Source organism: Pseudomonas sp. RHF3.3-3 (assembly GCF_048069595.1).
Taxonomy (GTDB): Bacteria; Pseudomonadota; Gammaproteobacteria; order Pseudomonadales; family Pseudomonadaceae; genus Aquipseudomonas; species Aquipseudomonas fuscovaginae_B.
On record NZ_CP182250.1, the window covers coordinates 4,232,346 to 4,257,869 of the forward strand.

Genomic DNA, 25,524 nt, shown 5'->3' on the forward strand with positions numbered 1-25,524 from the left:
GACAAAAACTCCTGTGTGTTGATGGGAGCCATTGTCGTTATCCGACCACTATTGAGACAAACTCATTTTAATCTTGATGATCACCAGTTTAATTCATGTTCCACCTGGACCTCACGAAAACCGTACAGCCCATCCTGGATAACACCGACAGTTTGCCCAGAGCCCATCGCCATAAAGACACCTCGGTTTCCATCGTTCTGTATGATGGCGCGCTTTTGTCGCCCGGATGTCGAGGAATCGTTGATGTACAAGGCTTACCGCAGGTCCGGCCAACGCGCCGCCCCGCGTATCACTCTCGGGCTGCTGATCGCCACCGGCCTGCCCGCCGTACAGGCTGCCGAAACCGAGCTGCCGGCGGTCAATGTGGTCGGCGAGGACACCAGCGGCTACCGTGCCGACAACGCCTCGGTCGCCGGTTTCGACAGTGCGCCGCTGCGCGATACCCCGGCGTCGGTCTCGGTGATCACCGATTCGTTGCTCAAGGACCAGCAGGCGCGCCTGCTCAGCGAGGTGCTGCGCAACGACGCAGCGGTGGGCCAGAGCTATGCGCCGGTGGGCTACTACGAGAACTTCAACATCCGCGGCTTTACCCTCAACACCGCCAACAGCTACCGGATCAATGGCCGCAGCATCACCGGCGAGCAGAACGTGGGCCTGGAGAACAAGCAACAGGTCGAAGTGCTCAAGGGCCTGTCCGGCCTGGGAAGCGGGGTCAGCGAACCGGGCGGCGTGATCAACTACGTGACCAAGCGCCCGGCCGACGTGCGCTCGGTCACCGTGTCCACCGACGACCGCGGCAGCGGCTACCTGGCCACCGATGTCGGCGGCTGGTTCGGCCCCGAGCGGCAGTTCGGCCTGCGGGCCAACGTGGCCCACGAGGACATCCGGTCCTATGTCGAGCACACCAACGGCAAGCGCGATTTCGCCTCGCTGGCCTTCGACTGGAACATCAGCCCCGATGCCCTGCTGCAACTGGACGTCGAGTACCAGAACAAGCAGCAGCGCTCAGCGCCCGGCTACCAATTGCTCGGCGGTAACGAACTGCCCCACGGCGCCTCGCCGCGCAAGCTGCTGGGTCACCAGAGCGGTTCGCCGCAGGTGGGCAACGATGCGCTGAACATCAATGGTTTGTTCGAGTACCACTTCAACGACAGTTGGAAAGGCAGCCTGAGCGCTTCGCGCAGTCGGGTGGTGATCGATGACTACAGTTCGTTTGCCTGGGGTTGCGGTTACCTGAGCAATTGTCCATCGGGCTCACTCGGTAATTACTTCACTCCCGAAGGCGACTACGACATCTACGATTTCCGCAGCCCCGATGACACACGCCGCAACGACGAGATCCAGGCCGCCCTCAGTGGCAACTTTGATGCCGCCGGTCTCGGGCATGAGCTGACGGTAGGCACCAGTGCATTCCGTCGCGTGGTCGATCAGCACAACCCCATCAATGAAAGGATCGGCAACGGCAATATCGACGGCGACCCGGAGAACTTCCCGCGTTACGACGGCGCCATCGGCCCCTCCTATCGCCACCTGGACAGCCGCCAATACGGACTCTTCGCCACCGACCGCATCCGCTTCAACGACCAATGGCAAACCATCCTCGGCGGCCGCGAGGTGCGTCTGGACGAACGCACCTTCGACCAGGCCGGTGATACCGCTCGGCATACCCGGCAATACGTGTTCCTGCCCGAGGCGGCGCTGATCTACAAACCGATCGAAGACCTGTCGCTGTACACCCGCTACAGCAAGGGGCTGTCATTGGGCGGTACCGCGCCGTGGTTTGCCAGCAACGCGTTCGAGACCTTGGCACCCACGGTCTCGCGCCAGATCGAGGCCGGGATCAAGTACGACTGGCGACGCATGACCCTCGCCGCCGCGCTGTTCCAGATCCGCCAGGGCTACCAGTACGCCAAGCCTGACGGCAACGGTAACTTCACCTACGTCCAGCAGGGCCAGCAGAAGAACACCGGCCTGGAACTGTCGGCCAACGGCTGGGCGACCCAGCGCCTGCAGATCGCCGCCAGCGTCGCGGCGATCCGGGCACGCGTCACCGACACCGGCACGCCGAGCTACGAAGGGCACCAGGCGATCAACGTGCCGCAGCTACGCGCCAGTCTGTCCGGCGACTACGCCCTGCCCTGGCTCGACGGCCTGGCGCTGCTCGGCGGGATGCAGTACAGCGGCCGCAAGTCCGCCAGCCATCAAGGCGGAGCCGAGACCGGCGCCTACGCGATCTTCAACGTCGGCAGCCGCTACAGCACGCGCATCGACGGCTACGACACGGTGTTCCGCCTGACCGTGGACAACCTGTTCGACAAACGCTACTGGCGCGATGTCGGCGAGTACATGGGCGACGACTACCTGTTCCAGGGCGCGCCGCTCACGGCGCGCTTGAGTGCCTCGGTCAACTTCTGAGGCCGTGGGGTTCACGGCGTGCCGTTGCGGCCATGCAGGCGGAAACCGGCACGTTGGCCCAGGCGTTCGTAATAGGCACTGACCGCGGGGAAGTCCGGGTGCTCCAGCGGGGTTTCGAACCAGCGGTTCACCGACAGCCCGATCGGGATGTCCGCCAGGGAAAACTCGCTGCCGCTGACATACGCGCCCGTCGCCTCGAGTTGCCGGTCCAGGATCGCCATGTGCCTGGACCACTGCCGGCAACCTTCCGCCAGCGCTTGTGGGTCCTGATGGGCGGCACTTTTGCGGACCAGTGCCATGAATGCATAGCCCCAGGACTTGTTGAAGTCGGTGGCCTGCCAGTCCATCCATTGGTCCACCCGAGCCCTGGCCCTGGCCTCTGCCGGATACAGGTGCAAGGCGTTGGCACGGTTCGCCAGGTACCGGATGATCGTGTTGGATTCCCACAGCACGAACCCGTCGTCCCTGATCACGGGCACCATCGCATTGGGGTTGAGCGCCATGAATTCGGCGCTGTCGGTTTCCCTGAAACCTGCGCCCCAGTCCTGTCGCTCGAAAGGAATCTGCAACTCGGCACAGGTCCAGAGCACCTTGCGCACATTGATCGAGGAAGCCTTACCCAGGATTTGCAGCATCTCATCTCCTTATGATCGGGGAACACGAGTTTCACATATATCGACATTGTCCCCAGCAGAGCGAGACATTAAACGAGAGCGGTCATTCAACTCAAGATTTGTTTAAAAGTGTTGCCTGAATTTCGTCAAAAGACTATTTTGCTGGCTGTACGCAAGATTTTTCCGTAGTCACTCCCGCCAAAGTCGAAACATCAACTCACAGAAAGTTTAAACCTGCCCCCTGATCATATCCGCCCCCAATGGCCGGCTGGACAGACCTGCCCGAAAGGACAGGTGTACAAGGCTATGTGCCTGGTTTTAAATCCAATACATGTAACTGCCGGCACTCACTAATCGTGAATACAATCAACTTGTCGCCAGCGGTACTTACTTCCCTATAAGCAACAGCCCATAACCGGAGTTTGATCAATGCAGGTCGCTATCTTTCAAGTTGATGCCTTTGCTTCCCGGGTCTTTGCCGGCAACCCGGCGGCTGTTTGCCCGCTGGATCACTGGTTGACCGATGAACAACTACAGGCGATTGCCGCAGAAAACAATCTTTCCGAAACCGCCTATTTCGTCCAGCAGGGCGATGTCTATGAACTGCGCTGGTTCACCCCGCTGGTCGAGGTCGAGTTATGCGGGCATGCGACACTGGCGGCCGCCTGGGTCATCCTCAACAAGCTGGGCGTCGACGCGCCAGTCCTGAGGTTTTCGACCCGCAGCGGAGAATTGCGGGTCCGTCGCTCCGGCAGCGGGCTGACCCTGGACTTCCCGGCGAAAATCGCCGAGCCCTGCACGCCCCCGGCGGATCTGCTGCCCGCACTGGGCCTGGAGTCGGCAGACGTCTTGGCCACCGACGACTTCATCGTCGTCGTGCCTGACGAGCAGATCGTGGAGAAACTGAAACCGGACTTTGCCCGCCTCAAGGGCTTGCCGCTACGGGGTGTCGTGGTGACGGCCCAAGGTCGCGAGTTCGATTTCGTCTCGCGCTGGTTCGGCCCGAATGTCGGGGTCAACGAAGACCCGGTGACAGGCTCGGCGCACACCTCGCTGATGCCCTACTGGGCCGGCGTCCTGGACAAACAGATATTGACAGCACAACAGGGCGGCCTGCGCAAAGGTCAGTTGCGCTGCGAAATGGCTGGCGACCGTGTGCTGATAACGGGAGAGTCGGTGCTCTACATGGTCGGCGAAATCACCCTTGAGGGTCTGTAGCGTGCGCTGCGCCGGAGAAATACGCTGGCGTATTTCTCCGGCGGCCCATCTGGATTCCCCGCCAGTGATTCAGTTACAGCGCCAGGTCAATGAAGCATGCCCAGGGCATAGGCCTTCATCGCCGCTTCCACCTTGTTGCTGGAGTGCAGCTTGCGCATGGCATTGACCAAGTGGAATTTCACCGTTCTTTCGTCGATGGACAGGATCTGCCCGGTTTCGGAATAGGTTTTGCCCGTTGCCGACCACTTCAAGGTTTCCACCTCCCTGGCCGTGAGGGATGCGCCCACTTCAGGGATGTAACTGGGGGCAATGAAGTCGAGCATGGTGGAATGTGCAAGATGGGCGATCCACACCAGCCTGGCTTCTTTCTCGTTGAACTCCAATGATGTGATCGGGCTGGCCGATCTGACCAGAGAGAGCATGCCGATGGTGTCGTGCTTTGCCCGAGAGGGCGTACACCAGCCATGGACCAGCTGATAATGCTTGGCATCCTCCCAGAAATGAAGATGCTCGGTGAATGCATCGGCGGACCAACAGAGTGGCCGGTGCTCGGTCAGTCCATGTTTCACCGTCGGATCGATAGTGAAATAGTTGTTATCGATGTAGCGACTCTCCCAGGCCGGCGAGTAATTGGATGACAAATGAAATTTCGGACTGGAAATGGGTAATGGAAAACGAATTCCCAATGAGTACCGATCAAACTCGAAAGACCGAACAACCGATTCGAGCAATACCAGAAATTCCTCTTTTGTTTTCGCCTGCGCAAATAGCGAAAGATAGTGTTCACGCCAATCGGACATAGCTAATTACCTTTAGTGAGGGTGCAAGGGATAGTCCCGACTCCAATGTTTTGGAGTTTGGATGCCAGGACGGACGGGGAATCTATTTGAAAAATAAAACCAACAATCAGGCAGAGTAATTCAGATGCAATCGCTAGCCCCAGACCAGTTGATACGCCTGTCTTATCCGGAGTTGATTGGCTTGTCATTCCAGCCTTGTCTTGCCTGGATCGACACTAGCCTGACTGCCGAATTAAAAGAATTCGGACTGCCTGTTGCCTATGCTGGATACAGTGAATGGGAGTGCCAGGACTCCGCACCAAAACTGAGCATTAGTTGGAATTGGTTCAAGGAAGCTTTTTCTGGAAAAGTCCTTATAGCACCGGGAGGAATCAGTTGCAACATCATGTTACGTTCACCCCGTGGTTATGATCTGGGCAGCGATATGACACAACAACTGCTCTTTGTCTGGATATCCAGACAAGGTTTGCAGTGTCAGTTGCCGAGCAGCTTAATAGTCGGGCATGACAGTTGACCGCGGTCATGCAGCAACATCCAGCGATGCACCGTATTGGTTTGGAGGGAATATAGCGGCACCGGAAAGAGGCAGTGAAGATGGCACTTTAGAAGCTGCCCTTTTGGGCAGCTAGGCTTTTGCAGACCCATGACTTCTAATTCGCGGAACTGGATTGGAAGCTGGTGCGGAATGCTGAATATAATAAATGGTACAGCGCGACAACTCCCTTCTGAGCTCATCGCCGGGCTCGGGTTATTTCGCTACAGAATCTTCGTCGAGAAAATGGGTTGGCCTCTGCAGTGCGAGGAAGGCCTGGAGTCCGACGAATTTGATGACGAAGACACCTACTATGTCATTGCTCGAGACAGGCACGGCAATGTATGCGGCTGCGCACGCATGTTGTCGACGAGCAGAGACTATCTTCTCGAACAGATCTTCCCGGGTTTGATGGGCGATATACCGTTGCCCAAGTCGAACGACATCTGGGAACTTTCCCGCTTTGCCGTCAATTCATCGGACAGCGATGCCCCGAGTACTGACCATTGGCTGGATACATGCCGTTTGGTGAAGCAGGTCGTCAGAGTCGCGCAAGACCATGAGGTTAAAAGACTCATCGCCTTTTCTGCTGTCGGCAACGAACGACTGCTCAGAAGAATGGGCGCGGATGTACACCGTGTGTCCAGCGCCCAGTTGATCGATGGAAAACCCGTAGTTGCATTCTGGATCGAGATTAACGAGAAAACGATAAAGGCCTTGTCTGCCTACTAGGCGAGACGCTGGATGATTATATAAAACCTGGACTAAAGGACTAACCATGATTCTCTATCTGATAGGCGTTGCCCTGGCGGTACTGGCTCTCGAACATATTATCCCAGGATGGAAGTTGCCCAAGGTCAGTACCTGGTTCTTCAGATCAATGACCCTCAACATCATTCAGATCGCGGTGGCGCTGCTGGCCGGTGTCTCCTGGAACAAATGGATGCAGGGCCACAGCCTGTTCCATATCTCTGAAAGTCTCAGCCCGCTCGCGGCAGGTTTCGTCGCGTACTTCATCAATACCTTCGTGACCTACTGGTGGCACCGCTGGCGTCACGCCAACAACGCCTTGTGGCGCCTGTTCCACCAGATTCACCATGCCCCGCAACGGATTGAAGTCTTCACCTCGTTCTACAAACACCCCACGGAAATGGTCTTCAACTCGATGCTCGGTAGCGCCGTGGCCTACGTGTTGCTGGGCATCAGTATCGAGGCCGGTGCCTTCTATGTGATGTTCGCGGCACTGGGCGAGATGTTCTATCACACCAACATCCGTACCCCGCACTGGCTCGGCTACTTCTTCCAGCGCCCGGAGATGCACAGGGTCCACCACCAGCGTGATCGCCACGAGTGCAACTACAGCGACTTTCCGATCTGGGACATGCTGTTCGGCACCTTCGAGAACCCCAAGGAAAATTTCGCCCCCCAAGGCTTTTCCGACAACAAGGAAAACCGTTTCCTCGACATGCTGCTGTTCAAGGATGTTCATGAAGCGCCAGCCGTCATGAAGGCCCCTGAAAGCGTGAATCAAGAGTCACTGGTCAAACGCGGGTAATTGATATGTTCCTGAATATTGATTCACGCCTGAGTCGCGACCTCTTGAAGTGCATCAACTGCGGGATTCCGCATGATGCGTTGAATGTCCCCAAGGAGCCGGAGTTCCTCTCCAGAAGAATCGAGGCCCTGCGCCACCAATACGCCGAGCTGCGCAGGTCTTTCGGCAACAAGACGCTGCCCGTGAGCAACTACCTGTTTTACATGATGCTCAAGGACAAGTATTCAGAGTTCGACTTTGAGCTGCCGACGAATTCCAAGGCGCGGGTACTGACCAATATCCACGTGTTCAAGACCAAGGGACGCATACCTTCGATCGCATCGTTGCTGCTGTCCGATGAACATGCCGCGAAGTCCTCCGTCGAGCTCAAGTACACGAATGTCGCGCACATTGAACGGTATGGCTCGGCCCTGTCGCAGCTGTTGAGCGAAGGTGGCTTGATGCCGCCGACGCAGACCGCGATGGAAGGCGTCGTCGCGCAGATCCATCGCAGCCAGTCATTGGGTCGGCGCCTGACCATCGTCAGTGCGATATGCCCGGACTACTCCTATGTCATGGATGCCGAAGGCAGGCCCCGCTACACCTTTACCCACGTGGGGGCCAAACCGGGGCTGGCGGGCGAGAAGCTGCTCAAGGTGGACAGTGCCCTGAGTGAGTTCTCGAACGCGGTGGGTGTTCCCCTGGAACACAAGCTGTTCGGCGGCGAGTTCGAGTACATCTCGTTCAACCGCAACGCGAATTCGGCCAACGCCCGCGATGAGTTTCTCGACAAGGTCAATCGGCAATTGCTGACGATCGGCAATCAACTGAGCGCACCGGCCGTCACGGGGTCGTTCTTTGAACTGTGTGGTGATGAACAGGGTTGGCATGAGCGCCATCAGGCCATTCTGCAGCGGCTGCGCTCGGGGGACTATGGCCAGACCGGTCTGGACCACGGACAGATGGAAGAGATCTTCGAATCCAGACGTCCACTGTATTCCAAATGGTTCGTTGGCCAGAGTGACGAAACCATCTGGAACAACTTTCTCTCGCAAGCCGCTGAATATGCCCTGATGGGAGGCATATTCCTGGAGGCCTATCAGGACTTCGTGGTCCTGGCTGTCGACCACTACAAGATGGAACCGTTCTACTCCTTCTTCGGCCCGGTCGCTGTCTTGTATGTGAAAACGGATTATCTATAGGCGATGTAGGGATACTGCCAATATGAAACAGGAACTTTTTAGTACCCGCTATACAAAATACGGACACGGTATCGATGTCCGCGCCACTTATGCGCACTTGCCGCTCCAGGCCTTCTGGACCTGGGTGACGGGCAAGTCCGGCAACCAGAATCCACCGAAAGGACCCAAGGAAACACTGCTGAAACCCTGGCAACTGTTTCTGCAGATCAGCTGGGGTTACGCGGTGTTCATCGCCGCGGTCCTGCTCGGCAACGAACTGCTGCAGGCGGATCTGCACTGGGCGACCAAACTGCTGCTGTCGATTCCCATGATCTGCATGGTGGTCAACCGCCAGCGAGGACTTCTGCATACCTTCCACTACACCATTCACGGTGCCGGCATCGCCAACAGGCGACTGGCCAAGTTTGTCTGCAAGTGGGTGCTGTCGATGCCCATCGTGCATACCCCGTGGAATAACTACATGAAACTTCATGTCAGTGAACACCACAGCGTCAATACCTTTTGCACGGACAAGGATGTCGACCTGCAGTTCATGGCTGCCCATGGTTTCTACAAGGGCATGAGCGAGCGCGAATACTGGACCAAACTGGTCTTGGCCCCGTTTCATCCGATGCGCATCTATGAGCACATCAAGTTCAGGCTCGAAGTCAACTTCATCAAGACCGACCGGCATGAAAGGATCAGCCGCGCAATCTATTGGGCCTTGCTGCTGACCGGCGTCTACCTGTCCGGCTACATGCTGCCCTTTGCCGTGTTCTATCTGCTGCCGATCTTTCTGGTGACGCAGTTCTCGTCCTGGATCCAGCACGTCACCGAACACCTGTGGTTTGCGCAAAACACCCGGGGGCTGCCCAAGTACATCTTCTACGGATCGCTGAGCTGGGGTCGCTTCTTCGGACGCCCCTACCCCGCGAACCACACCGGCTGGGCCTTCGCCTGGCGGGTAGTGACGTGGGGGCTGGCCGTGGTCTTCATCGATATCCCCCTGCGGGTCTTTTCCTTCATGCAGGACCTGCCCAGCCATGACTTTCACCATCGCAACCCGGGGGTGAACTTCTGGAGCATCGCCCCGGAGCGGGCCGCCAACGAATCGCTGGCATCGCGATTCGGCCCGATGACCGAAACCTGGAGCATGACCGAGAGCTTCCTGATCCTGCGCGACCATCTTTGCCGGAATGAAAGCGATCCCTTCGGGATCTGCGCCTGGTACGACGCGAACAAGCAGCACCTTGAAACCCAGACCGCGCGCAAGGCGTCAGCGGTAGAAGCCGAAGCTTAATAACCACTCTCAACGAAGGAACGTGAAATGAACATTGTCGAAGTCGCAAAAAAAGAATTGGCAAACAACGGCTCTTTTTACTCCAGCGCCACCGGGTTTCTGTACAGCCAGGATGACTGGGATGAAATCAATGCCATCCTGGCCAACCCGTCGCTGCCCTGGGAGCAGGTGTATATCGGTGACGCCGACGAACTCAACGACCTCACGGTCGCCCGTTTCATGACCGATGTCGAACGACCGACCCGGGTCAACCAGCCGCTCGCCGATCACATGATCTCGCTGGTGTGCAACGACAAATTGCTGAGTTTCGTCTCCCGGCTGCTCGATGGCGACGAGTTCCATATTCGGCGCATGCAGGTCAACAAGATGAAGGACGGCTCCTTCATCGGCAAACACCTGGATATCGATAGCAACCCCGACTACCTCTATTCGATCGTCCTGCAACTGGGCAAGCACTTCGCCGGTGGCGAATTCCTGATTTTCAACAAACAGGACGAACAGGTGAATCTGATCCGCCCCGAGTTGCAGTCCCTGGTGATCACCGATTGTTCCTTCCCCCATCAGGTCGAAGCCGTCACCGAGGGTGAACGGGTATCGCTGGTGTTTTTCGTGAGCAAGTACGCAGAGAAAAATCGTCGGGTGGCGTGATTTCACTGATCCGGGAAGTGGGATGTCATGAAAACATCGGTAAAAATAATGCTCTATGGCGTTTTCGGCACATTCGCCGTCGCCACGGCCGGCGTGATGTATGTAATGCACAACATCACGCTGTCCAATGTGTTCGAGACCGGCGTCCTGGAAGTACCGAAGGGTATTTCCGATAAAGGCAGTATCGCCTGGGATGCCAACGCCGTTCCACACATCAAGGCCGCCAACGAGCGCGATGCGTATTTCCTGCTGGGGTACAGCCATGCCCGCGATCGGCTGTGGCAGATGCAGTTCAGCAGGAATTACGCGAGCGGCACCCTGTCGGAGACCTTTGGCAGCTCGACAGTGGAGATGGATAAATTTGCCCGGACGCTGGGCTTCAGGAAAAACGCCGAGCTGATCTTTCAGCAACTGAAGCCGCAGACCCAGGACATTCTGCGCAGCTACAGCGACGGGGTGAATTTCTTCATCGACAAGTTTGGCGATCGCCTGCCGGTGGAGTTTTCCCTGACCCGCTCCCCGGCGCCCCGGCACTGGGAGCCTTCGGACTCCGTCGCACTGCACCTGCTGTTTTCGTGGACCCTGAGCTCCAACCTCGGCATGCAGTTGCAACGCCTGTCGCTGTCGAAAAACCTCAGCGTCGCGCAGATCAACGAGGTGTTCGCCCCTTACCCGGACAGTGCGCCGGTCAAGACCCGCGACTATGCCGCGCTGTACAACAACCTGGACGCGTCCGGCACGGGCCTGGCCCTGCTGGACAAGCTGCCGCCCTCGAGCGTCGAGGGTGTCGGCTCGAACAACTGGGTGATTGCCGGCGACCATACCGTATCGGGCAAGCCGATCCTGGCCAACGATCCGCACCTGCGCCTGACCAACCCGGCGCTGTTTTACCTGGCAGCCCTGGAGACACCCGATTCGGCGCTGGTGGGAGCCACCTATGCCGGGGCGCCCCTGTTCGTGATCGGACACAACAGGAAGATCGCCTGGGGCTACACCAACACCGGCTCGTCCGTCCAGGATGCGTACCTGGAGAAGCTGAATCCGTCGGACAGCAATCTGTACCTGTCCTCGGATTCGACCTACCAGCCATTCCGGGTGGTGCAGGAGCAGATCAATGTCAAGGGGGCGGCACCGATTACCCTGTCGGTGCGCCACACCCGGCACGGCCCGGTCATCAGCGATATCTACCAGCCCGCGCAGCAGGCCATCGGCGACAGGAAATCCGTGGTCATCGCCCTGGCCTGGACCGGGCTGGATCCCAACGACAAGACCTTCGACAGCATCCTGGGCATCAACCACGCGCAGAACTGGCCGCAGTTCCTGCAGGCTTCCGCCGATTTCGGCCTGCCGCCGCAGAACATGGTCTATGGGGACACGGCCGGCAACATCGGCTATGTGTCCGCCGGCCGGGTACCGGTCAAGGCGCAGGACGACGACCTCCTCGGCCAGGGCCCCGCGCCGGGCTGGGAAGCCAAGTACGACTGGACCGGCTATGTGCCCGAAGCGGCAAAGCCCAGGCAGTTCAACCCGGCCAGCGGCTACATCGCCACCGCCAACAACCGCATCGTGCCCGACAACTATGCGTTCAACTTCGGCCATGACTGGGTCCTGCCCTATCGCTACGACCGCATCATGGCACTGTTGAAGGAGCGTGCACCGCATACCCTGCAAACCTCCACCGATATCCAGCTCGATCGCTACTCGTCGTCCCTGGCCGACCTGCTGCCGAAAATGCTCGCACCCCTCGACGGGCTGGCGTCGAAACCGGAGCAATTGAACCTGCTCAAGGCCTGGCGGTTCGACTCCGATCCTGAGTCGGCAGCGCCATTGATCGCCGCCTACTGGGTGAAGAACCTCACCCAGGCGTTACTGGAGCCGAAAATCGGCAAGGAACTGCTGGCCGCCGGCTGGAACCAGCGCAACTACGATGCCTTTCTCAACCTGGTGCTGAGCGGGAAGGCCGACCAGGGTTTCTGGTGTGGGGCCGATGACCATTGCCAGCAGGTGCTGCTGGCCTCCCTGAACCTGTCGCTGCAACAGATCCGGGACAAATACGGTGCTGACGTCAGCGGCTGGAAATGGGGGCGCGCGCACGCCGCGGTTGGAGAACATGTGCCCCTGCACAAAAGCCCCATGGCCTGGTTCTTCGACAACCGCAACAACCTGGGGGGCGACAATTTCACGGTGAACGTCGGCCGCTACAACTACAGCGATCCGGCCAACCCGTTCAACACCAACATTGCCGCCACCTTCAGGATGGTGGCCGACCTGTCGAACCTCGATAACTCCCGCTACATCCTGTCCTCTTCCAACACCGGCATCAAATTCAACGGTTATGTGGACATGAACAGGCTCTGGGCACGCGGCGACTACATCAGGATCCAGCCGTCGACACAGACGTCCGAAAACCATGCACTCAAATTTCTCCCAGACAACAAACTCTGAATCAAGGTCGCCTATGAACAGACAGACAAGCAGCACGGATTGGGACCTGGATTACTCGGTTGTCGGCCGTAATTTCCCGGAGAGCTTCAAGGTCAAGATCGTCGAGGATCTGCAACGGGGAATGCCCGAATACGATGTCAGGCAATACTTTGGCAACCAGCCCGGTATCTTCGACACTTACGAGCACCTGGCGCTGGCCATCGACTCGGAAAGCGAGCGGGTGGTGGGGATCATCGGGGCGAAAAGCCTGCCATTCGGCTCATCGTCGTTCCTCTATCTGTGGACGGCGATGATCGCCGATGAGTACCGGGGCTCGACGCTGTTCAAGAAGCTCAATCAGTTCTTTCTGAAAAACGTCATCCAATCCATCGGCCTGCCGCGCCTGATCGTGGCCAAGACCTACAACCCGGTGGTCTACAACATGTTCCGGGTCATGTCCGCACGGGTCCCGTCGGCCCGCTTCTACCCCGACCTGCGCCTTGAGGTGCAGGATGCCGAGATGTCGTCACTGGCGCTGGAGATCGTTCGCTCACTGTCCAAGGACCTGGTGCTGGATGTGAACACCGGGGTCATCCCCGGTGGCCAGAGTTCGGTCGCGCCCAACTTCTTCCCGAAGATGGACATGTCCAGCGATGAGGTGACCAACGCGCACTTCATCCGGCACGTCACCTACTCGGACCAGATCCTCTGCGTGGTGGCGCTGCAACCCGACTCGGAGTGGTTCGTCAAAGAAAAGATCATCCGATAGCCATGGGAGCGAACACGCGATCCCTCCTGCTCTCGGCACTGCCGGCGGCCATGTTCTATGGTTCGCTGGCGGCGATCTCCAACGCCGATCACGGCATGGCCGCGATGGGCCTGGCGGCGGCCATTCAAGGGCTGATCAGCTATGGCTCGACGCTGGTCGCGCTGTCGCTGATGTTCAGGCTGGCGCGAATGTGTGCCGGCTGGCCCTTGCGGGTTCGACGCGCGCTGGTGCCACTGGCCGTGGTGAGCCTGTTCAGCAGCCTGTCGGCAGCGGTTCACATGCAGGCGGGCACGCCCAACGTGCTGTTGACGATCGCGCCCTCACTCCTGATCGGCTGGGGCTACTTCACGACGGTCTATTGGTTCGAGGACTCCAGGCGGCCCTTTCGAACGCGCCCTTCGTGAGGGACTGGTGGCCTGTGTCGTTGATCGCCGTACAGGCCACTAGAGCCGGCCCTCGATGCGGTCCAGGCGCTCACGCAGAAACTCGATGAACGCCTGCACCGGCCGCGAAGCCTGGCGATGCTGCGGATACACCGCCGACAGCACCAGCGGCTCGGGACGCAGCTCATTCAGCACCGGCACCAGCCGGCCATCCTCCAGCGCCGCCCCGACGATGAAGATCGGCAGGTAGGTGATGCCCATTCCGGAAATGGCGGCGTCCCGGAGCAGTTCGCCGTTGTTGACCCGCATCCGCCCGGTGACGTTGACCACCACCGGCTTGCCCGGTCCGGTGAAACGCCATTGCACCTGGCGACCGTGGCCATAGGGCAGGCAGTCATGGAAATGCAGATCGTCAGGCTTGAGCGGCGTGCCGTGCTCGGCCAGGTACTCGGGGCTGGCGCAGTACACCCGGTCGATGCTGGCGATACGGCGGGCGATCAGTGACGAATCTTCCAGCGTACCGATCCGCAGCGCCAGGTCGTAGCCCTCGCCGAGCAGGTCCACCGGCCGGTCACTGAGATCGACCTCGACGCTGACTTCGCCATAGCGCTGCAGAAACGGTGGCAGCAGGCAGCCCAGGTGCGCCAGGGCGAACGACAGCGGTGCGCTCAGCCGAATGGTGCCACGGGGCTCGGCGGTCTGGCCGGCGATACCCTGCTCCACCTGCTCGACCTCGCCCAGCAGACGCAAGGCCGACTCGTAGTAGCTCTGCCCCAGGGGCGTGACATCCAGGCGCCGGGTCGAACGGTTGAGCAGCCGCACGCCCAGGCGCTCTTCGAGTTGCATCAGACGCCGGCTGACGAACTGCTTGGACAGGCCCAACTGGTCGGCAGCGGCGGTAAAGCTGCCGGAGTCCATCACCTGACAGAAAATACGCATATCTTCGAACGGGTTCATTGTCACCCCTTGGTTGACAGTAAAACGCTTTATAGCCGCTTTTTCGTGTTCTGGCATCCCATTAATCTGTTCACACGTTGCAGCGACAGCCACTGAGTCGGTCGCCAAACGCCCTTGACGCAGATCAATCAAATCAAAAGGATTTCACCATGAACATCGTACAAAAGACCCTGACCACCACCCTCCTCGCCCTCAGCGTCGGCCAGGCCTTCGCTGCCGGCAGCCCCGGCGTCGAACACAACACCCAGGCGTTCCTCGATGCCCTCGCCGCCGGCGGTGGCGGGCCCCTGGAGCAACTGAGCCCACGTGATGCCCGTGCGGTCCTGACCGGCGCGCAGGCCTCGGTGAAGGTCGACCTCTCGGGTATCGAAGTCAGCGAGCGTTCGATCCAGGTGGGCGGTCAACCCGTCACCCTGAAGATCGTCCGTCCGGCCAAGGTCAAGGGCCCGCTGCCGGCCTTCATGTTCTTCCACGGCGGCGGCTGGGTACTGGGTGACTTCCCGACTCACCAGCGGCTGATCCGCGACCTGGTGGTCGACTCCGGTGCGGTGGCGGTCTACGTCGACTACACCCCGTCGCCGGAAGCGCACTACCCGACCGCGATCAACCAGGCCTACGGCGCGACCGCATGGGTCGCCGAGCACGGCCAGGACATCGGGATCGACAGCAAGCGCCTGGCGGTGGCCGGCAACAGCGTCGGCGGCAACATGGCGGCGGTCGTGGCGCTGATGGCCAAGGAACACAAAACCCCGCAACTGCGCTTCCAGCTGCTGTTGTGGCCGGTAACCGATGCCAGCTTCGAAACGCCGTCGTACCAGCAGTTCGCCGAGGGCCACTTCCTGACCAAGGGCATGATGAAGTGGTTCTGGGACAACTACACCACCGACAGCGCCGAGCGGGCCCAGATTCACGCCTCGCCCCTGCGGGCCAGCACCGAACAGCTTCGCGGCTTGCCGCCGGCGCTGGTGCAGACCGCCGAGTTCGACGTGCTGCGCGACGAGGGCGAAGCCTATGCCCGTCACCTGGACGCGGCGGGTGTGCCGGTGACCAGCGTGCGCTACAACGGCATGATCCATGACTTCGGCCTGCTCAACCCGCTGAACGGCATTCCTGAGGTGAAAGCGGCGATGCGTCAGGCAGCCCTGGAACTCAAGACCCACCTCAAGTAAGGACTCAGACGAAAAACGTGCGGTCAAGGATGACCCTTCCCATGCAGAAAAACCCGCCGCAACGAGCGCACTCGTTGCGGCGGGTTTTGCGTTGAAGCAAAAAGCTTACTTGGCCGTCAGCGCCGCGTAGCTGTTCATCAGGTTGCGGTAGTTGGGGATCCGCTGCGACAGCAGGTTGCCCAGGCCTTCGATGTCGTTGCGCCAGTCACGGTGCAGCTCACAGGCCACCGCGAACCAGTTCATCATCTGCGCGCCGGCCTGGGTCATGCGGTTCCAGGCAGCCTGCTGTACGGTGTCGTTGAAGGTACCGGAAGCATCGGTCACCACAAACACGTCGAAGCCTTCAGCCAAGGCCGACAGGGTCGGGAACGCCACGCAAACGTCGGTCACCACGCCAGCGATGATCAGTTGCTTGCGGCCGGTGGCCTTGATCGCCTTGACGAAGTCTTCGTTGTCCCAGGCGTTGATCTGGCCTGGACGGGCAATGTACGGCGCATCCGGGAACATTTCTTTCAGTTCCGGCACCAGCGGGCCGTTGGGACCCTGTTCAAAGCTGGTGGTCAGGATGGTGGGCAGGTTGAAGAACTTGGCGCAGTCGGCCAGGGCCAGCACGTTGTTCTTGAACTCGTTCGGCGAGAAGTCCTGCACCAGCGAGATCAGGCCGGTCTGGTGGTCGACCAGCAGAACCACCGCGTCATTCTTGTCCAGGCGTTTGTAGGGAACGTTGCTCATTTCGAGGCTCCATCTATTAGACAGCGAGGTGAAGGGGCGCCGGTCGGATCGACCGGCGCCGTAGGGTGGGAAATCAGAAGGCGAAGCAGGAACAGCCGAAGGCGCCCCAGAAGCCCTGGAAGTCGCTGACCGGCACGTTCGACTGACGGGCCCGCTCATGACTGTGGGCGTGCACGGCGCAAGGGCCGCTGCACAGGTGGACCTGCGCCTGCATCGGCGCATTCGGACGCCAGTGCCCCGGCACCTTGGCCACCGGCGACCAGTCCGGCAGCACCGGCAGGCTGCCCGGGCCGAGCTTCTCGAAGTCGTCGGCGGCGTATACCACCTTGCCGCCGACCACGGTCAGCACCGACTCGATCCACTTGATGGCTTCTTCCTCGACGCTGAAGAAGTCGGCGCTCAAGGCCGCCAGGTCGGCCAGTTGCCCGACCTTGATCTGGCCTTTCTTGCCCTGTTCGGAGGAGAACCAGGCGCTGCCGTGGGTGAACAGTTCCAGGGCGGTGGCCCGGGACAGGCCTTCCTCATAGAGCGACAGGCCGCCCACGGTGCGACCGCTGACCAGCCAGTACAGCGAGGTCCACGGGTTGTAGCTGGAGACACGGGTGGCATCGGTACCGGCACCGACCGGCACGCCTTCGGCCAGCATGCGCTTGATCGGTGGCGTGGCTTCGGCGGCCTTGGCACCGTAGCGATCGACGAAGTACTCACCCTGGAACGCCATGCGGTCCTGGATCGCGATACCGCCGCCCAGCGCCCGCACCCGCTCGATGTTCTGCGGGGTGATGGTTTCGGCATGGTCGAAGAACCAGGGCAGGCCGTTGAACGGAATGTCGCGGTTGACCTTCTCGAACACGTCGAGCATGCGGCTGATGGATTCGTTGTAGGTGGCGTGCAGGCGGAACGGCCAGCGATGCTCGACCAGGTGGCGAACCACCGGTTCCAGGTCGGCCTCCATGCTGGCCGGCAGGTCCGGACGCGGCTCGAGGAAGTCCTCGAAGTCGGCGGCGGAGAACACCAGCATCTCGCCGGCCCCGTTGTGCCGCAGGAAGTCGTCGCCCTGGTGCAGCTTGACGCTGCCGGTCCAGTTCTTGAAGTCGGCCAGTTCTTCCTTGGGTTTCTGGGTGAACAGGTTGTAGGCGATGCGCACGGTCAGTTGCCCGTCCTTGGCCAACTGCTCGATCACCTGGTAGTCATCGGGGTAGTTCTGGAAGCCACCGCCGGCGTCGATGGCGCTGGTCAGGCCCAGGCGGTTGAGCTCACGCATGAACTGGCGGGTCGAGTTGACCTGGTATTCCAGCGGCAGCTTGGGCCCCTTGGCCAGGGTCGAGTAGAGAATCATCGCGTTCGGCCGGGCCACCAGCATGCCGGTCGGCTCGCCGTTGCTGTCACGCACGATCTCGCCACCCGGCGGGTTCGGCGTGTCACGGGTATAGCCGGCCACGCGCAGGGCGGCGCGGTTGAGCAAGGCACGGTCGTACAGGTGCAGTACGAACACCGGAGTGTCAGGCGCGGCCTGGTTGAGCTCATCCAGGGTCGGCATGCGTTTTTCGGCGAACTGGAATTCGTTCCAGCCGCCGACCACGCGCACCCACTGTGGCGTCGGCGTGCGGTCGGCCTGGTCCTTGAGCATGCGCAGGGCATCGGCCAGCGAGGGCACGCCTTCCCAGCGCAGTTCGAGGTTGTAGTTCAGGCCGCCACGGATCAGGTGCAGGTGCGAGTCGTTCAGACCCGGAATCACGCAACGCCCCTTGAGGTCGATGAGCTGGGTGCCCGCACCCCGAAAGGCCATGGCCTCGGCATCGGTGCCGACCGCCACGAAGCGGCCTTCACGGATGGCCACGGCGCTGGCCCGGGGTTTTTCACGGTCAACGGTATGGAATTGACCATTGAACAGAATCAGATCGGCGTTCATCGCGTCTCCTTCGTCAGGGTAGAAATGGAAAAGGCTCGCCAGCGGCTCAGGCAATGCGCCAGATCCCGGCGAAACGATCGTTGAGCGCCAGTCGTCCGGGACCGGCGATGAAAAGGCTGGTGAAGAGGATCAGCAGCAGCCAGGCGAACTGGCCTTCGGCGAGGGTCCACTCCGGGTGCACGAACACCAGTGCCACCAGCAATACACAGAGAATAGGCAAGCAGGCCAGGCGTACCAGTACGCCGGCGATGATCAGCAGCGGGCAGAACACTTCGGCGAAGATCGCCAGCAGCAGGGTCAGGTTCGCGCCCAAGTGGAAAGGGTCTTCGATGTTCTGCAGCTCGGCGCTGTAGTGCAGCAGTTTCGGCAGGCCATGGACCCAGAGCAGAAACACCGCGGCGCTGACGCGCATGAATAGCAAGCCGAGGGCCTGCGCCCGTTCATTCCAGCACGAAGCGTTCATGATCCACCCATCACCAAGAGAAACCACCGGCGTCGGGACGCCGGACTGTTTACCGATAGTGCGGGGGCGGGCTGCGGAAAAATTGAATGTACGTGCTCTCTTTCCAGAGAAGCGGTGTTCAGGCTGTCATGGCGGCCGTCGAGAGCCCGGGCAAGGCTCGATGGCCTCTTCGCGGATGAATCCGACTGCCACGCAGCGCATGCCTTGAGAGCGGCGCTGGCCTTGTGGGGGACTCATCGGCGAAGGCCCTCTAGGGCGCGGGGATGTTCAGTGGCGCGGACATGAACTGCGCAATCCGCGAACGCAGCCAGCGTTCGGCCGGGTCGTTGTCATGTACGCCGCTCCAGGCCATCGACAGTTGCGCCGCATCGATCTCGAACGGTGGGTCCTCGGCGCGCAGGGCGCAACCTTCGACCAGGGCGCAGGCGGCATAGTCGGGCACGGTGGCGATCATCTCGGTCCCCGCCAGCAACGCCCGCAACCCGCTGAACTGCGGTACGCCCAGTACCACCCGGCGGGTGCGGCCGATCTTCGCCAGGTCAAGGTCGATGTTGCCGCTCAGGTCGCCGGAGAACGACACCATCGCATGGGGCCGCTCGCAGTACTCGTCCAGGGTCAGCGGGCCCGGGCGGTCGTCGCCACGCAGCACCTTGCAGGGAATGTCGCGCAGCATCTTGCGCTTGGCGTTGGCCGGCAGGTCGGTGGTGTAGCTCACGCCGACGGAGATCTCCCCGGAGGCCAGCAGCGACGGCATCAGCAGGTAGTTGGCCCGGCGCACCACGACGATGATCCCCGGCGCCTCCTCGCGCAACTGGCTCAGCAACGGCGGGAACAGGCCGAACTCGGCATCATCGGACAGGCCGATGCGAAACACGTCGCGACTGGTCGCCGGATCGAAATCCTTGGCCCGGCTGACCGCGCCGGAGATGGTGTCCATGGCCGGCTGCAGTTCCTTGAGAATCGCCAGGGCCCGTGCCGTCGGCTCCATGCCGCGGCCGTTGCGCAACAGCAGCGGGTCGTCGAACAGGTCGCGCAGGCGGCCCAGGGCCGCGCTCACGGCCGGCTGGCCCATGAAGAGCTTTTCCGCGACCCGGGTCAGGTTCTTTTCAAACATCAGGGCTTCGAAAATCACCAGCAGGTTCATGTCGACGCGGCGCAGGTCGTTTCGGTTCATCGGCACAGTCTCCTCATCGGTCAGCCGGGGGCGATCCTCCAGTATCCATCGGCGCCCACCTTCTATACTTGAAAGCATGTGCTCAGTTGCCAGCCTTGCGCCACACCCTGGCCGGACACGGAATTAACAACGTTTAACTCGCCCCTTAACGGCCCTCGTCCAACAATGGTGACCTCAACCCCTACCTGTATTTCCCGTGGGACGGTGCTGACTCGACGTGCTGTGCGCCAGCGCCCCTCACCTCGACACGGACTTTGGCCATGGTTCAAACACAGCACATCGCCGCTGCGCCCTGTGCCAGCGAAACCCGCAATTCCACCACCGGCGGCCTGTCGCCCTGGCGGGAAAACCTGGTCAAGCAACTGATCCTCGAGCGCCTGAGCGAAACCCTGGAGATCAGCGAGCTGGCCCGCGCCTGCTCGTTGTCGCGCAGCCATTTCTCCCGGGCCTTCAAGTGCAGCACCGGACTCTCGCCCCAGGACTGGATTCGCCAGCAGCGGATCGAGCGGGCCAAGCACCTGATCCGCGAGACCGACCTGAGCCTGACGCAGATCAGCCTGGACTGCGGGTTCTGCGACCAGGCGTACTTCTGCCACATCTTCACGCGAAGTGAGGGGATCAACCCGTTCGCCTGGCGCTGCCAACAGTTGGCCGACAGGCCTGCCCGACGGGGTGAGCGCCACCTGTGCTATGTCGAGAAGCCTTGCGCCCGGTAATCCCGAGCTCCACCGCCCTGCCCCTCGCCGCCACACCCTGCCGGTCATCCGTCGTGAAACGGATGGCAGTTGCCCCGGCGGCCAGGGGCAACCTGCCACTACATTGCACAACCGCCAAAACCTGAGGAATATGCACGGATATTGCGTGATGGACAGGGCCTTGCGTGCGCCCCGGATCATCCGCCGCCTCCGTCGACGAACCACGGAGGACGATCAGAAGAAAAAGCGAGCAGGAGTGACCCGTTGACCCTTTCACTCGAGCAGGCCGTGCGTTTCGGCCCCTATCGAACCTATCCCGGACAACGCCTGATTCTGGAGGGCGACCGCCCTCTGCGACTGGGGCGGCGGGCCATGGACATCCTGTTGATCCTGCTCGAGCACGCCGGGCAGTTGGTCAGCAAGCAGGAGCTGATGGCCCGGGTCTGGCCCGACAGCGTGGTCGAGGACATCAACCTGCGGGTGCACATCGCCGCGCTGCGCAAGGCATTGGGCGACGGCCAGGCCGGGCAGCGCTACATCGTCACCGTGGCCCAGCGCGGCTACAGCTTCGTCGCCCCCTGCCAGCGGGGCCTGCTCGAACAACAGCCGCAAGGCGCCGCGCCGGCCAGCCACAACCTGCCGATACGCCGGACCCGCATGATCGGTCGCCAGGCGCTGCTCGCCGCCATGCTCCGGCACTTCTCGTACCAGCGCTTCATCACCCTGGTCGGCCCCGGCGGCATCGGCAAGACCACCGTGGCGCTGAGCGTCGCCGAGCAACTGATCGGCCGCTATCGGGACGGCATTCGCCTGCTCGACCTGGCCCCGCTCGACAATCCGGCGCTGGCCGCCACGCATCTGGCGACGCTGCTCGAAATTCCCGTGCAGGAGACGGACCCCACCGCCAGCATCGTCGCCTGCCTGCGCGAACGGCAGATGCTGCTGGTGATCGACAACTGCGAACACCTGCTCGACGCCGTCGCGCCGCTGTGCGAAAGCCTGCTGCGGGGCGCCCCGCAGGTGCATATCCTGGCCACCAGCCGCGAGAGCCTGCGAGCCGAAGGCGAGTTCGTGCAGCGTCTGGACTCGCTCGACTGCCCGCCGCCGGCAGCCGCCCAGGACCACGCCCGGGCCCTGGATTTCCCCGCCCTGCAGTTGTTCGTCGAGCGGGCCATGGCCAGCCAGGACAGCTTCGAACTGACCCGGGAGCAACTGCCCCAGGCCATCGAGATCTGCCGCCGCCTGGACGGCATTCCACTGGCCATCGAACTGGCCGCCGCCCAGGTCGACGACCTCGGCCTGGACGGCCTGCTCACGCAGTTGCAGGACAGCTTTCGCCTGCTGGCCCAAGGCGGCCAGACGCCATTGGGCCGCCACCAGACCCTGCGCGCCACCCTGGACTGGAGTTACCAACTGCTGACCGCCAACGAGCAGACCTGCCTGCGTCGGCTGGGGGTGTTCCGCGGCAGCTTCACCCTGGATTCGGCCACCGCGGTGATCAGGGGCGCGAACGTCGAAGCCGGTGAGGTGTTCGCCTCGATCACGCAACTGGTGGCCAAGTCGCTGCTGAACGTCGAGGTGGGTGACGAAGAGGTGTTCTACCGGCTGCTCGACACCACCCGCCACTACGCCCTGGAAAAACTCGACCTGGCCTGCGAGTTGCCGGGAACCCGCAGGCGCCACGCCGAACGCTGCCTGGCCCTGATGGAACAGGCCCAGGTCGAGTGGGAACACACCGCTACCGAACGCTGGCTGGAGCGCTACGCCCGCGGCCTGGAAGACTTGCGCGCGGCGCTGGACTGGGGGCTGGGGCCCCAGGGCCCGCAAAGCCTGGCAATCCGCCTGGCGGCCGCCTCGGCGCCCCTGTGGCAGGAGCTGTCATTGCCCAAGGAACACGGCGACCATGTGCGCAAGGCGCTCAAGCTGCTCGAAAGGACGGCCGATCCCTGCCCACGCCTGACCATCGCGCTCAAGCTGGCCCTGGGCAACGCCTGCTACCACAGCCAGGGCGGCAGCAGCGAAACCATCGACACCTTCAGCAGCGCCCAGGCCCTGGCCGAATACCATGGCGAACTCGGCGGCCAGCTCAAGGCGGTGTCCGGGCACATGACCGCCAACCTCAGCAACGGCAACTACCGGCTGGCCCTGGAACTGAGCCGGCAGTTCGACCAACTGGCGCTGGGCGATACCCCGCTGTCGCTCGGCACCCAGCGCCTGCGGGTGCTGGCGCTGCACTATTCCGGCGACCAGCACCTGGCCCGGGAGCTCGCCGAACAGGTACTGCAGCGCCTGGCCCACAGCGATCACGTCAACCGTTTCACCCGCGACTTTGGCGTGCAGTACGACCAGGGCGTCGCCGCCCTGACCGTCCTGGCACGCATCCTCTGGCTGCAGGGCCTGCCTCAGCAGGCCTGGCGCACCGCCCGGCAGGCACTGGACCTCGCCCTGCAGGTCAATCATGGCACCTCGATCTGCTACACCCTGGCGCTGGCCGGCTGCCCGATCGCCTACTGCAACGGCGACACCGAAACCGCCCGGGAACTGCTGCAGACGCTGCTGGGCCAGGCGCAGAAGCACTCGGTCGCGCTGTTCCAGAACTGGGGCCGGCATTACGCCCAGGTGATCGACAAGCAAACACCGGTCACCCTGATCCCGGCCAGCAGCGGCCTGGTGAAGGAGATCCTGGTGACCCTCGACCGCCGCCTGGTCGACGACGCGTTGCTCGAACGCGCCGAAAGCGGTGCGGCCGGCTGGAGCTGCGCGGAGATCCTGCGCGCCCAGGCCGAAAAGCTGCTGGCACAGCATCACCTGGAAGCCGCCGAAGCCATGCTGCTCAAGGCCATCGACATAGCCCGGGCGCAAGGTGCCCTGGCCTGGGAACTGCGCAGTGCCACCTCGCTGGCACGGCTATGGCAGCAGCAGGGTCGCTATTGCCCGGCCCACGAACTGCTGGCGGCGGTCCATCGGCGGTTCAGCGAAGGCGGTGAGACACCCGACCTGCTCGTGGCTGTGCAACTGCTCGATCAGTTGGAGCCACGCCGGTCAGCCTGAGACCCGCTGCGCCCAACCCAGATACTCGACATGGCGCTGCTCCACCAGGCGCTGGTGCCCGCTACGCTGCAACTGCTCCAGCGCATAGGTGCGGGTGGTGTTGAGCAGGCGGTAACGCGGCGCACCGCTGCCCTGCTCCACTCCCAGCAGTGATTTGTCGGTCAGGCTGGCCAGCAATGGCGGCAGTTGCGCCGGTTCCAGCGGTTCAAAGCCAACGACCGCGATGGCCGCCTCCACGGTGAAGCCCATCTTGAAGACCGCCAGGCGCTGCAACAGGATGCGTTCCGGCGGTGCCAGGCGCTCGTAGCTCCAGTCCAGCGCCGCCTTGAGCGTCCGGTGGCGCGGCTCGGCGGTTCGGCGGCCCTGGGTCAGCAGTTGGAAACAGTTGTCGAGCTGGGCCTGCAGGCCCACCAGCGCCAATGCGCCGATCTGCGTTGCCGCCAGCTCGATCGCCAGCGGCAGACCGTCGAGCCGGCGACAGATATCGCGGACCGCGAGCAGATCCCGCTCGCGCAGACAAAAGCCCTGCTGGCAAGCCCGGGCCCGACTGACGAACAATTGCACCGCCGAGTAGCCCATGGCTTGCTCGACGCTGTGCAGTGCCGACGCCGGTGGCACCGCCAGGGGGGGCAGGCGCTGTACGTATTCATCGCAGGCCGCCAGCGGCTCGCGGCTGGTGACCAGCAGCGACAGCCGCGGTGCCGCCGCCAGCAACTGCCCGGTCAGGGCCCGGCAGTCGTCACGCAACTGATCGCAGTTGTCCAGCACCACCAGGGTATGCCGTTCGGCCAGGCCGTTCAGGTCGTTGTCCAGTTCCAGGCTGCGCGCCAGTTGCCCGACCACCTGCGCCGGATCCTCGAGCGTGGCCAGGTCGATCATCCACACACCATCGCGGTAGTGCTGCAACAGCAGTTCGGCGACCCGCAGCGCGGTGGTGCTCTTGCCGACACCGGCCGGTCCGGTCAGGGTCATGAAGCGCCGCACCGGCAACTGACGCACCAGGCTGCCGACCAGCGAATCGCGTCCGGTCACCGGCGTCAGCCGGGCCGGCAGATTGTGCTGGGGCCTGAGTGCGGTTTCCAGCAGGACCGGCAACGCCGCCTGTTCGCGCTGCACCGAGGCAATGAAGCTGTAGCCGCGCTGCGGAACGTTGATGATGTAGCGCTGACCACCCTCGCCGTCACCCAGGGCCCGGCGCAAGGCGGCAATGTGCACACGCAGGTTGATTTCCTCGACCACCGAGGTCGGCCAGACACGGGCGATCAGTTCGTCCTTGCTGACCACACTGCCCGCCTGTTCGAGCAGCACCTGCAGAATATCCAGCGCACGGCCACCCATGCGCAGCGGTCGCTCGCCTTCCAGGACCAGTCGCTGGCGCAGGTGAAAGGCATAGGGGCCAAAGCGCAGCAGCGCATCGCCCGCCCATTGTCTGAGGCTGTTCATCTATACTCGCGGGCCCGAGCCGGCCCCGACATCGACGTGGCCAGAGCCGACGCGCGAAGTGTTCCAGCGGACCCACACCTCCCTTGCGAAATATCCGCATCCATCTTGGC

22 protein-coding genes are annotated in these 25,524 nt (G+C 61.9%); 14 read left to right on the forward strand and 8 right to left on the reverse strand.

Annotated features, from left to right (window positions below; genetic code table 11):
- The first annotated feature begins 243 nt into the window (after nt 1-243).
- Nucleotides 244-2,415: a TonB-dependent siderophore receptor gene (locus tag ACMGT0_RS18780; protein ID WP_416769232.1), complete on the forward strand. Its 2,172-nt coding sequence runs from the start codon at nt 244-246 to the stop codon at nt 2,413-2,415.
- An 11-nt stretch (nt 2,416-2,426) separates the two neighbouring features.
- On the opposite strand, the gene ACMGT0_RS18785 is transcribed toward ACMGT0_RS18780, so the two are convergent.
- The gene (locus ACMGT0_RS18785) at nt 2,427-3,050 is read right to left on the reverse strand and encodes a glutathione S-transferase family protein (protein ID WP_054059297.1); all 624 of its coding nucleotides are present in this window, start codon (nt 3,048-3,050) and stop codon (nt 2,427-2,429) included.
- A 408-nt stretch (nt 3,051-3,458) separates the two neighbouring features.
- On the opposite strand from ACMGT0_RS18785, the gene ACMGT0_RS18790 reads away from it, so the two are divergent.
- Complete coding sequence (locus ACMGT0_RS18790) at nt 3,459-4,247, forward strand: PhzF family phenazine biosynthesis protein (RefSeq protein ID WP_054059296.1); 789 nt, start codon at nt 3,459-3,461, stop codon at nt 4,245-4,247.
- Nucleotides 4,248-4,333: 86 nt separating this feature from the next.
- On the opposite strand, the gene ACMGT0_RS18795 is transcribed toward ACMGT0_RS18790, so the two are convergent.
- The gene (locus tag ACMGT0_RS18795) at nt 4,334-5,047 is read right to left on the reverse strand and encodes an autoinducer binding domain-containing protein (RefSeq protein ID WP_054059295.1); all 714 of its coding nucleotides are present in this window, start codon (nt 5,045-5,047) and stop codon (nt 4,334-4,336) included.
- Nucleotides 5,048-5,171: 124 nt separating this feature from the next.
- Here ACMGT0_RS18795 and ACMGT0_RS18800 point away from each other — a divergent pair, with 124 nt between their 5' ends.
- The 9 genes from ACMGT0_RS18800 to ACMGT0_RS18840 all read left to right on the forward strand — a co-directional run bounded on the left by ACMGT0_RS18800 (nt 5,172) and on the right by ACMGT0_RS18840 (nt 13,839).
- Nucleotides 5,172-5,561, forward strand: coding sequence for a DUF4902 domain-containing protein (locus tag ACMGT0_RS18800; protein ID WP_081009934.1), 390 nt, complete (start codon nt 5,172-5,174; stop codon nt 5,559-5,561).
- Between the two features lie 171 nt (nt 5,562-5,732).
- Complete coding sequence (locus ACMGT0_RS18805; RefSeq protein WP_054059294.1) at nt 5,733-6,311, forward strand: acyl-homoserine-lactone synthase; 579 nt, start codon at nt 5,733-5,735, stop codon at nt 6,309-6,311.
- A gap of 46 nt (nt 6,312-6,357) precedes the next feature.
- Nucleotides 6,358-7,134: a sterol desaturase family protein gene (locus ACMGT0_RS18810; RefSeq protein ID WP_054059293.1), complete on the forward strand. Its 777-nt coding sequence runs from the start codon at nt 6,358-6,360 to the stop codon at nt 7,132-7,134.
- 5 nt (nt 7,135-7,139) lie between these two features.
- Entirely contained in the window at nt 7,140-8,315 is a 1,176-nt protein-coding gene (locus ACMGT0_RS18815) for a hypothetical protein (RefSeq protein ID WP_054059292.1), read from the forward strand.
- 22 nt (nt 8,316-8,337) lie between these two features.
- Nucleotides 8,338-9,594, forward strand: coding sequence for a hypothetical protein (locus ACMGT0_RS18820; RefSeq protein WP_192842738.1), 1,257 nt, complete (start codon nt 8,338-8,340; stop codon nt 9,592-9,594).
- A 27-nt stretch (nt 9,595-9,621) separates the two neighbouring features.
- Nucleotides 9,622-10,242, forward strand: coding sequence for a 2OG-Fe(II) oxygenase (locus ACMGT0_RS18825; protein WP_054059290.1), 621 nt, complete (start codon nt 9,622-9,624; stop codon nt 10,240-10,242).
- 27 nt (nt 10,243-10,269) lie between these two features.
- Entirely contained in the window at nt 10,270-12,687 is a 2,418-nt protein-coding gene (locus ACMGT0_RS18830) for a penicillin acylase family protein (protein ID WP_416769237.1), read from the forward strand.
- A 13-nt stretch (nt 12,688-12,700) separates the two neighbouring features.
- The gene (locus tag ACMGT0_RS18835; RefSeq protein WP_054059288.1) at nt 12,701-13,435 is read left to right on the forward strand and encodes a hypothetical protein; all 735 of its coding nucleotides are present in this window, start codon (nt 12,701-12,703) and stop codon (nt 13,433-13,435) included.
- Between the two features lie 2 nt (nt 13,436-13,437).
- A complete protein-coding gene (locus ACMGT0_RS18840; protein ID WP_054059287.1) occupies nt 13,438-13,839 on the forward strand; it encodes a hypothetical protein in 402 nt (133 codons plus the stop codon).
- Between the two features lie 39 nt (nt 13,840-13,878).
- Here the strand turns inward: ACMGT0_RS18840 and ACMGT0_RS18845 are convergent, their stop codons facing one another.
- Nucleotides 13,879-14,775, reverse strand: a complete 897-nt coding sequence (locus ACMGT0_RS18845) for a LysR family transcriptional regulator (RefSeq protein ID WP_054059286.1) — start codon at nt 14,773-14,775, stop codon at nt 13,879-13,881.
- Nucleotides 14,776-14,924: 149 nt separating this feature from the next.
- Between ACMGT0_RS18845 and ACMGT0_RS18850 the strand changes: the two genes are divergently transcribed.
- The gene (locus ACMGT0_RS18850) at nt 14,925-15,944 is read left to right on the forward strand and encodes an alpha/beta hydrolase (RefSeq protein ID WP_054059285.1); all 1,020 of its coding nucleotides are present in this window, start codon (nt 14,925-14,927) and stop codon (nt 15,942-15,944) included.
- Between the two features lie 105 nt (nt 15,945-16,049).
- Here ACMGT0_RS18850 and ycaC read toward each other — a convergent pair whose 3' ends face one another.
- The 4 genes from ycaC to ACMGT0_RS18870 form a co-directional block, all read right to left on the reverse strand.
- A complete protein-coding gene (ycaC, locus tag ACMGT0_RS18855) occupies nt 16,050-16,676 on the reverse strand; it encodes an isochorismate family cysteine hydrolase YcaC (RefSeq protein WP_054059284.1) in 627 nt (208 codons plus the stop codon).
- Between the two features lie 73 nt (nt 16,677-16,749).
- Nucleotides 16,750-18,588 (reverse strand): amidohydrolase, encoded by a 1,839-nt coding sequence (locus ACMGT0_RS18860; protein ID WP_054059283.1) that lies wholly within the window; start codon nt 18,586-18,588, stop codon nt 16,750-16,752.
- Nucleotides 18,589-18,634: 46 nt separating this feature from the next.
- Entirely contained in the window at nt 18,635-19,051 is a 417-nt protein-coding gene (locus tag ACMGT0_RS18865; RefSeq protein WP_054059282.1) for a DoxX family protein, read from the reverse strand.
- A 250-nt stretch (nt 19,052-19,301) separates the two neighbouring features.
- Nucleotides 19,302-20,225 (reverse strand): LysR substrate-binding domain-containing protein, encoded by a 924-nt coding sequence (locus ACMGT0_RS18870; protein WP_054059281.1) that lies wholly within the window; start codon nt 20,223-20,225, stop codon nt 19,302-19,304.
- Nucleotides 20,226-20,485: 260 nt separating this feature from the next.
- On the opposite strand from ACMGT0_RS18870, the gene ACMGT0_RS18875 reads away from it, so the two are divergent.
- On the forward strand, nt 20,486-20,941 hold the full coding sequence (locus ACMGT0_RS18875; protein ID WP_054059280.1) for a helix-turn-helix domain-containing protein: 456 nt from the start codon (nt 20,486-20,488) through the stop codon (nt 20,939-20,941).
- Nucleotides 20,942-21,184: 243 nt separating this feature from the next.
- Entirely contained in the window at nt 21,185-23,971 is a 2,787-nt protein-coding gene (locus ACMGT0_RS18880) for an ATP-binding protein (protein ID WP_054064536.1), read from the forward strand.
- Here ACMGT0_RS18880 and ACMGT0_RS18885 read toward each other — a convergent pair.
- Nucleotides 23,963-25,414, reverse strand: a complete 1,452-nt coding sequence (locus ACMGT0_RS18885) for an ATP-binding protein (protein WP_054059278.1) — start codon at nt 25,412-25,414, stop codon at nt 23,963-23,965. The genes ACMGT0_RS18880 and ACMGT0_RS18885 overlap by 9 nt on opposite strands.
- Nucleotides 25,415-25,524: the final 110 nt, after the last annotated feature.

Excerpts from the sequence above, each read along its gene's own strand:
- ACMGT0_RS18830 (WP_416769237.1), top strand. The coding sequence starts at position 10,270 with ATGAAAACATCGGTAAAAATAATGCTCTATGGCGTTTTCGGCACATTC.
- ACMGT0_RS18815 (WP_054059292.1), top strand. The coding sequence starts at position 7,140 with ATGTTCCTGAATATTGATTCACGCCTGAGTCGCGACCTCTTGAAGTGC.
- ACMGT0_RS18780 (WP_416769232.1), top strand. The coding sequence starts at position 244 with ATGTACAAGGCTTACCGCAGGTCCGGCCAACGCGCCGCCCCGCGTATC.
- ACMGT0_RS18865 (WP_054059282.1), bottom strand. The coding sequence starts at position 19,051 with ATGAACGCTTCGTGCTGGAATGAACGGGCGCAGGCCCTCGGCTTGCTA.
- ACMGT0_RS18825 (WP_054059290.1), top strand. The coding sequence starts at position 9,622 with ATGAACATTGTCGAAGTCGCAAAAAAAGAATTGGCAAACAACGGCTCT.
- ACMGT0_RS18785 (WP_054059297.1), bottom strand. The coding sequence starts at position 3,050 with ATGCTGCAAATCCTGGGTAAGGCTTCCTCGATCAATGTGCGCAAGGTG.
- ACMGT0_RS18870 (WP_054059281.1), bottom strand. The coding sequence starts at position 20,225 with ATGAACCGAAACGACCTGCGCCGCGTCGACATGAACCTGCTGGTGATT.
- ACMGT0_RS18820 (WP_192842738.1), top strand. The coding sequence starts at position 8,338 with ATGAAACAGGAACTTTTTAGTACCCGCTATACAAAATACGGACACGGT.
- ACMGT0_RS18810 (WP_054059293.1), top strand. The coding sequence starts at position 6,358 with ATGATTCTCTATCTGATAGGCGTTGCCCTGGCGGTACTGGCTCTCGAA.
- ACMGT0_RS18800 (WP_081009934.1), top strand. The coding sequence starts at position 5,172 with ATGCAATCGCTAGCCCCAGACCAGTTGATACGCCTGTCTTATCCGGAG.
- ACMGT0_RS18795 (WP_054059295.1), bottom strand. The coding sequence starts at position 5,047 with ATGTCCGATTGGCGTGAACACTATCTTTCGCTATTTGCGCAGGCGAAA.
- ACMGT0_RS18850 (WP_054059285.1), top strand. The coding sequence starts at position 14,925 with ATGAACATCGTACAAAAGACCCTGACCACCACCCTCCTCGCCCTCAGC.
- ACMGT0_RS18845 (WP_054059286.1), bottom strand. The coding sequence starts at position 14,775 with ATGAACCCGTTCGAAGATATGCGTATTTTCTGTCAGGTGATGGACTCC.
- ACMGT0_RS18840 (WP_054059287.1), top strand. The coding sequence starts at position 13,438 with ATGGGAGCGAACACGCGATCCCTCCTGCTCTCGGCACTGCCGGCGGCC.
- ycaC (WP_054059284.1), bottom strand. The coding sequence starts at position 16,676 with ATGAGCAACGTTCCCTACAAACGCCTGGACAAGAATGACGCGGTGGTT.
- ACMGT0_RS18835 (WP_054059288.1), top strand. The coding sequence starts at position 12,701 with ATGAACAGACAGACAAGCAGCACGGATTGGGACCTGGATTACTCGGTT.
- ACMGT0_RS18875 (WP_054059280.1), top strand. The coding sequence starts at position 20,486 with ATGGTTCAAACACAGCACATCGCCGCTGCGCCCTGTGCCAGCGAAACC.
- ACMGT0_RS18805 (WP_054059294.1), top strand. The coding sequence starts at position 5,733 with ATGCTGAATATAATAAATGGTACAGCGCGACAACTCCCTTCTGAGCTC.
- ACMGT0_RS18885 (WP_054059278.1), bottom strand. The coding sequence starts at position 25,414 with ATGAACAGCCTCAGACAATGGGCGGGCGATGCGCTGCTGCGCTTTGGC.
- ACMGT0_RS18860 (WP_054059283.1), bottom strand. The coding sequence starts at position 18,588 with ATGAACGCCGATCTGATTCTGTTCAATGGTCAATTCCATACCGTTGAC.
- ACMGT0_RS18790 (WP_054059296.1), top strand. The coding sequence starts at position 3,459 with ATGCAGGTCGCTATCTTTCAAGTTGATGCCTTTGCTTCCCGGGTCTTT.